Raw genomic sequence first — 6,356 nt, 5'->3', positions numbered from 1 at the left:
GTCGTCTGTTTCACGTGAAACAGACGACCACCCGGCCCCTTCACCCTGACGACCTGGATCGAGGCCGACCGGGGGAGCAAAGCTGACCAGGAACGAGGTCGGCTAGGAACGTGGCAGCCCCCGCCAGCCCTCCGGGTCCACCCCGCCTGGAACCGGCGCCCCCTTCTCGTACGGTTCGCGCGTGAAGACGAACGATCCGAGATCGAGATGGCTCACCGACCCGTCGGGCCGGCGCTCAACGCGCAAGATCTCTCCCGCGTAGTAGCCGTCCAGCCCTGTCCAGGTTCCGTCGCCGTTCGGGCGGAATCGCGAGTCCCGCACCCCACTCGTCAGCGGCCCGAGCGAGACGCCCCCGTCGGCCGTCAGCCGCAGCACCGTGCTCTGCGTCCCCCGGTACCAAGACCCGGCGAGCTCCAGCACCGCCGCGTCGACCTCGGGCAGGGGCCGCCACGGTGCGGGAATGCACGGCTCGGCCTCGGCGACGATACGGAGAAGGTCTGTGCTGACCGTCGATGCGGCAACGCCCGACGTGCAGTTGGCGAGCGTGACCGCGGCCAGGCCGTCCTCCTCGCTCAGCCAAAGCCCCGCCACGAACCCGGGCAGCGAACCACCGTGCCCGGCCAGCACCTGGCCGTTCCTCCGTGCCAACTGCAGACCGAGGCCGTACGAGGAGTCCCAGTCCCCCGCCAGCGTGGGTGCCGCGGGCGTGCGCATCTCACGTACGGACTGCGCACTCAGAACCCGGTCGTCACCCTTCATGAGGAACACGGCGAACCGTCCCAAATCTGCGGCCGTCGACCAGAGTTGCCCCGCCGGAGCCATCAGCCCCAGGTCCTCAGTGGGCTCCGGCATCATCACATCGGCCCAAGGGTGCACGGCCCAGCCACCGGCGTGTGGGGCCTGCGGCTGCCCGCTCGTCCGGTGCAGACCGAGCGGCTCCAGGATCTCGCGGCGCAGGACGTCTTCCCAGGGAGCACCACGCAACGCCTCGACCAGCGAACCCAGCAGCGTGTAGCCGGGGTTGGAGTAGTGATGCTGCTTGCCGACCGGATGCCGGAACGGCTCCTCGCCCAGCACATCGGCGAGTTCGGGACGCAACGAAGACGACGAACGTTCCCACCACGGCCCGGGTGTCTCGGCCGCCAACCCGCCGGTGTGCGACAGGAGTTCGGCGATGGTGACCTGCCCGGCGCCGGTACCCGGCAGATGCTTCTCCAGCGGATCACCGAGGTCGAGCACTCCCTCGTCCCGCAACCTCAACACCAGCACCGCCGTGAACGTCTTGGTGATCGAGCCGATCCGGTACTGCACGTCCTCGTCCGGACCATGCCCGTCCACGCAGGTACGCCCATCGCTCCACACGAGCCGGCCGTCACGCACGACCGCGGCCACCAGCGAAGGAGATCGGCCTTCCGCCTGAGCGGTGGCGATGCGGTGCAACAGAGCTCGGCGCGTCGTGGGCAGCAGTTCTTCAGGGGAAGTCGTCATGCCCCAAGTCCACCCCGCCGACCGCCGGGCGTCGACCGCTTTTAGGCCGACGGATCCGGGAGCAGCAGGTCCGGAGCGCGCACCTTCAGAGTGCTCGGGTCCAGGGCGGTCGGGACCAGGCCGTGCGGGATCAGGTCTGCGCCATGTCCACGAAGCGCGAGTAGTGACCCTGGAAGGCGACCGTGATCGTCGCCGTCGGACCGTTACGGTGCTTGCCCACGATGATGTCCGCCTCACCTGCGCGGGGAGACTCCTTCTCGTAGGCGTCCTCGCGGTGCAGCAAGATCACCATGTCCGCGTCCTGCTCGATCGAGCCGGATTCACGCAGGTCGGACACCATCGGCTTCTTGTCCGTACGCTGCTCGGGGCCACGGTTCAGCTGCGAGAGCGCGATGACCGGCACTTCCAGCTCCTTGGCGAGGAGCTTCAGGTTTCGCGACATGTCCGAGACTTCCTGCTGACGGCTCTCGGAACGCTTCGAACCACCGGCCTGCATCAGCTGCAGATAGTCGATGATCACGAGCTTGATGTCATTGCGCTGCTTGAGGCGCCGGCACTTCGCGCGGATCTCCATCATCGACAGGTTCGGGGAGTCGTCGATGTAGAGCGGTGCCGCCGAGACCTCGGGCATCCGGCGCGCGAGCCGGGTCCAGTCCTCGTCCGTCATGGTGCCCGAGCGCATGTGGTGCAGCGCGACCCGTGCCTCCGCGGACAGCAGACGCATCGCGATCTCGTTCCGGCCCATTTCCAGGGAGAAGATGACGCTGGGCAGGTTGTGCTTGATCGAGGCCGCACGGGCGAAGTCGAGCGCCAGGGTGGACTTACCCATGGCGGGTCGGGCGGCGATGACGATCATCTGGCCGGGGTGCAGGCCGTTCGTCAGGGAGTCGAAGTCCGTGAATCCGGTGGGCACACCCGTCATCTCACCGCTACGGGAGCCGATCGCCTCGATCTCGTCGAGCGCGCCCTCCATGATGTCGCCGAGCGGCAGGTAGTCCTCGCTGGTGCGCTGCTCGGTGACCGCGTAGATCTCGGCCTGCGCACTGTTCACGATCTCGTCGACGTCGCCGTCGGCCGCGTATCCCATCTGCGTGATGCGCGTGCCCGCCTCCACGAGCCGGCGCAGGACCGCACGCTCGTGGACGATCTCGGCGTAGTACTCGGCGTTCGCCGCGGTCGGAACCGTCTGGACGAGGGTGTGCAGATACGATGCGCCGCCGACCTTGGTGATCTCGCCACGCTTGGTGAGCTCGGCCGCGACCGTGATCGGGTCGGCCGGCTCGCCCTTCGCGTACAGGTCGAGAATCGCGGTGAAGATCGTCTCGTGCGCGGGGCGGTAGAAGTCGTGCCCCTTGATCACCTCGACGACGTCGGCGATCGCGTCCTTCGACAGGAGCATGCCACCGAGGACCGACTGCTCGGCATCGAGGTCCTGAGGCGGTACCCGCTCGAAGGACGGAGCTCCGTCGTCCCAGCCGCCGTCGCCGCCGCGATCGTGCTGCTCCTCGCGCCCCCGCCCGACACTGCCACGCTGGCGGGAAGCAGGCAGACGGTCACTGGGACCACTGTCGGCCCAGGGGTCGTCCAAAGGCTCGGAGATACTCACCGGGCCACCTCCTCCAGTCCGCCGCGCGGACCTCGCCGTGCCCTCTTTCTTACGGCACGACACTGACAAATATGGGGACCCGACTCCGGTTCTGACGCGTCGGTTCATGACGTTTCCGAGGCCTGAAATCGTGGCGGGCGCCGCACCACGGTAGGCCCCTAGGCACCTTCAGCCAATCTGGTTATCCACAGGCGCTGTGGATGAAGGGCCTGTCACTGTGGAGAACTCTGCAAAACCTGTGCACGACACGGTGGACAGCCCTGTGAACAAGCCCTCAAGAGGCGTGCAGAAACGTGCCTGACCTGCAACTTTCCCGTCCACCGGCTGTGCAGGAAAAATACTTTCCCGGTCGGATCAAGATCCCCGTAAACGGTGTGTGACGCCACACCCCAGAGGGGGCAAAGTAAGGGCCCAAAGGCGGTTGCATCTCTTACCTGTGGAAGATTACATTGGTGCTCATGACACAGGCTCCCGCGGCGCCCAAGGCCGCCCGGCGGCGGCATGACCGTGAGATCGTCGCGCTGGCCGTACCCGCCTTCGGCGCGCTCGTCGCCGAGCCTCTCTTCGTGATGGCTGACAGTGCCATCGTCGGCCATCTGGGCACCGCCCAACTGGCCGGTCTCGCTGTCGCCTCGTCCCTCTTGATGACCGCCGTCAGCGTCTTCGTCTTCCTCGCCTACGCGACCACGGCCGCAGTGGCCCGCCGCGTCGGCGCCGGAGATCTCCAGTCCGCGATCCGCCAGGGCATGGACGGGATCTGGCTCGCCCTACTGCTCGGCGCCGCGGTCATCGCCATCGTCCTGCCCACCGCCCCCACGCTTGTCGAGCTGTTCGGCACCTCGCACACCGCGGCGCCCTACGCGGTTACCTACCTGCGGATCTCCTCGCTCGGCATCCCCGCGATGCTCGTCGTCCTCGCGGCGACAGGAGTCCTCCGTGGCCTCCAGGACACCAAGACTCCGCTCTATGTCGCAATCGGAGGCTTCGTCGCCAACGGCGCGCTCAACGCGGGGCTCGTCTACGGCGCCGGCCTGGGCATCGCAGGATCGGCTTGGGGCACCGTCATCGCCCAGGTCGCCATGGCCGCCGTCTATCTCGTTGTCGTCGTACGCGGGGCCCGTCGTCACGGCGCTTCCCTGCGCCCCGACGCCGCCGGGATACGAGCCTGCGCCCAGGCAGGCGCCCCGCTGCTCGTCCGCACCCTCTCGCTGCGCGCGATACTCATGATCGCCACCGCGGTGGCAGCCCGGCTCGGAGACGCGGACATCGCAGGGCACCAGATCATCATCTCCCTGTGGAGCTTGATGGCCTTCGCGCTGGACGCCATCGCCATAGCCGGCCAGGCCATCATCGGGCGCTACCTCGGAGCGGACGACGCCCAGGGCGCACGGGACGCCTGTCGCCGCATGGTGCAGTGGGGCATCGCCGCTGGGGTCGTCCTCGGACTCCTGGTGATCGTCTCGCGACCGCTCTTCATCCCGCTGTTCACGAATGATCAGGCAGTGCAGAACGTCGCGCTGCCCGCTCTCCTGATGGTCGCGCTCTCCCAGCCCATCTGCGGCATCGTCTTCGTTCTCGACGGAGTCCTGATGGGGGCGGGAGACGGTGCGTATCTCGCCTGGGCGATGCTCGCGACCCTGGCGGTCTTCACGCCGGTCGCCCTCCTGGTGCCGGTCTTCGGAGGAGGACTCACCGCTCTGTGGGGCGCGATGACGTTGATGATGACCGTGCGGATGCTGACCCTGTGGCTGCGCTCACGCTCGGGCCGCTGGATCGTCACAGGCGCCACGCGCTGATCCGGTTTCACGTGAAACGGTGACCGTGAAACGCGTTGGGCCGCACCCCGAGGGGTGCGGCCCAACGTTTGCTTCAGCTCTGCCAAGCGCAGTGCTTAGGCGGAGACGACCTCGACGCTGACCTTGGCGGCAACCTCGGGGTGCAGACGCACGGTCGCCTCGTGGGCGCCCAGCGTCTTGATCGGCGAGCCCAGCTCGACGCGGCGCTTGTCGACCTTCGGGCCACCGGCGGTCTCGATCGCCGAAGCGACGTCAGCCTGGGTGACGGAACCGAAGAGACGACCGGCGTCGCCGGAGCGGACGGCCAGACGGACCTTGACACCCTCGAGGCGGGCCTTGATCTCGTTGGCCTGCTCGATGGTCGCGATCTCGTGGATCTTGCGGGCGCGGCGGATCTGCGCCACGTCCTGCTCGCCACCCTTGGTCCAGCGGATCGCGAAACCACGCGGGACCAGGTAGTTGCGGGCGTACCCGTCCTTGACGTCGACGACGTCGCCGGCGGTGCCGAGGCCAGAGACCTCGTGGGTCAGGATGATCTTCATTAGTCGGTCACCCTTTCCTTATCGCGCGGTGGACGTGTAGGGCAGCAGCGCCATCTCACGGCTGTTCTTCACGGCCGTGGCGACGTCACGCTGGTGCTGGGTGCAGTTGCCGGTCACGCGGCGGGCACGGATCTTGCCGCGGTCGGAAATGAACTTCCGCAGCATGTTCGTGTCCTTGTAGTCCACGTACGTGACCTTGTCCTTGCAGAAAGCGCAGACCTTCTTCTTAGGCTTGCGCACAGGCGGCTTCGCCATGGTGTTTCTCCTGTGTGATCAAGAAGTGTGGGTACGGCCCACCCCTTGGCCCTGAGACCTAGAAGGGGGGCTCGTCCGAGTAGCCGCCGCCGGAGGAGGTCCCGCCGGAGCTTCCGCCCCAGCCGCCTCCGCCGCCCTGCTGGCCGCCGCCGGCCGGCGCACCGGTCGCCCAGGGGTCGTCGGCGGGAGCACCGCCGCCGCCCTGCTGCTGACCGCCACCGGAGCCACCGCCCCAGTTGCCGCCGCCCTGCTGGCCGCCGCCACCGCCGCCGTATCCGCCCTGGCCACCGCGACCCGTGGTCTTGGTGACCTTGGCCGTGGCGTTCTTCAGGCTGGCGCCGACTTCCTCGACGTCCAGCTCGTAGACCGTGCGCTTGACGCCCTCACGGTCCTCGTAGGACCGCTGCTTCAGCCGGCCCTGCACGATGACGCGCATGCCTCGCTGGAGCGACTCCGCGACGTTCTCCGCCGCCTGACGCCAGACCGAGCAGGTCAGGAACAGGCTCTCGCCGTCCTTCCACTCGTTCGTCTGCCGGTCGAAGGTGCGGGGAGTGGACGCGACACGGAACTTCGCGACCGCCGCACCGGAAGGGGTGAAGCGCAGCTCGGGGTCGTCGACAAGATTGCCGACGACCGTGATGACGGTCTCGCCTGCCATGGGGGAACCTC

The 6,356-nt window shown here is 67.8% G+C and carries 6 protein-coding genes; 1 reads left to right on the top strand and 5 read right to left on the bottom strand.

What is annotated here, in order from left to right:
- Nucleotides 1-102: 102 nt before the first annotated feature.
- Both ACFC96_RS16565 and dnaB read right to left on the bottom strand, forming a co-directional pair.
- Nucleotides 103-1,488: a serine hydrolase domain-containing protein gene (locus tag ACFC96_RS16565; protein WP_376612832.1), complete on the bottom strand. Its 1,386-nt coding sequence runs from the start codon at nucleotides 1,486-1,488 to the stop codon at nucleotides 103-105.
- Nucleotides 1,489-1,618: 130 nt separating this feature from the next.
- A complete protein-coding gene (gene dnaB / locus ACFC96_RS16560; protein WP_376255323.1) occupies nucleotides 1,619-3,094 on the bottom strand; it encodes a replicative DNA helicase in 1,476 nt (491 codons plus the stop codon).
- 458 nt (nucleotides 3,095-3,552) lie between these two features.
- Between dnaB and ACFC96_RS16555 the strand changes: the two genes are divergently transcribed.
- The gene (locus tag ACFC96_RS16555) at nucleotides 3,553-4,890 is read left to right on the top strand and encodes an MATE family efflux transporter (RefSeq protein ID WP_376255324.1); all 1,338 of its coding nucleotides are present in this window, start codon (nucleotides 3,553-3,555) and stop codon (nucleotides 4,888-4,890) included.
- A gap of 95 nt (nucleotides 4,891-4,985) precedes the next feature.
- Here the strand turns inward: ACFC96_RS16555 and rplI are convergent, their stop codons facing one another.
- The 3 genes from rplI to ACFC96_RS16540 are packed head-to-tail and all read right to left on the bottom strand — an operon-like array spanning nucleotide 4,986 to nucleotide 6,345.
- On the bottom strand, nucleotides 4,986-5,432 hold the full coding sequence (rplI, locus tag ACFC96_RS16550; protein ID WP_116512098.1) for a 50S ribosomal protein L9: 447 nt from the start codon (nucleotides 5,430-5,432) through the stop codon (nucleotides 4,986-4,988).
- 18 nt (nucleotides 5,433-5,450) lie between these two features.
- Nucleotides 5,451-5,687 carry a 30S ribosomal protein S18 gene (gene rpsR / locus ACFC96_RS16545; RefSeq protein ID WP_003949403.1) on the bottom strand — a complete coding sequence of 79 codons (237 nt, stop codon included), beginning with the start codon at nucleotides 5,685-5,687 and terminating at the stop codon, nucleotides 5,451-5,453.
- Between the two features lie 58 nt (nucleotides 5,688-5,745).
- A complete protein-coding gene (locus ACFC96_RS16540; RefSeq protein WP_376255326.1) occupies nucleotides 5,746-6,345 on the bottom strand; it encodes a single-stranded DNA-binding protein in 600 nt (199 codons plus the stop codon).
- Between the last annotated feature and the right edge of the window lie 11 nt (nucleotides 6,346-6,356).

The organism is Streptomyces sp. NPDC055955 (assembly GCF_042270245.1).
Classification (GTDB): domain Bacteria; phylum Actinomycetota; class Actinomycetes; order Streptomycetales; family Streptomycetaceae; genus Streptomyces.
Note: the sequence above shows the minus strand (reverse complement) of the source record. Positions and strands in the feature narration are given on the sequence as shown.

Excerpts from the sequence above, each read along its gene's own strand:
- ACFC96_RS16565 (WP_376612832.1), bottom strand. The coding sequence starts at position 1,488 with ATGACGACTTCCCCTGAAGAACTGCTGCCCACGACGCGCCGAGCTCTG.
- ACFC96_RS16555 (WP_376255324.1), top strand. The coding sequence starts at position 3,553 with ATGACACAGGCTCCCGCGGCGCCCAAGGCCGCCCGGCGGCGGCATGAC.
- rplI (WP_116512098.1), bottom strand. The coding sequence starts at position 5,432 with ATGAAGATCATCCTGACCCACGAGGTCTCTGGCCTCGGCACCGCCGGC.
- rpsR (WP_003949403.1), bottom strand. The coding sequence starts at position 5,687 with ATGGCGAAGCCGCCTGTGCGCAAGCCTAAGAAGAAGGTCTGCGCTTTC.
- ACFC96_RS16540 (WP_376255326.1), bottom strand. The coding sequence starts at position 6,345 with ATGGCAGGCGAGACCGTCATCACGGTCGTCGGCAATCTTGTCGACGAC.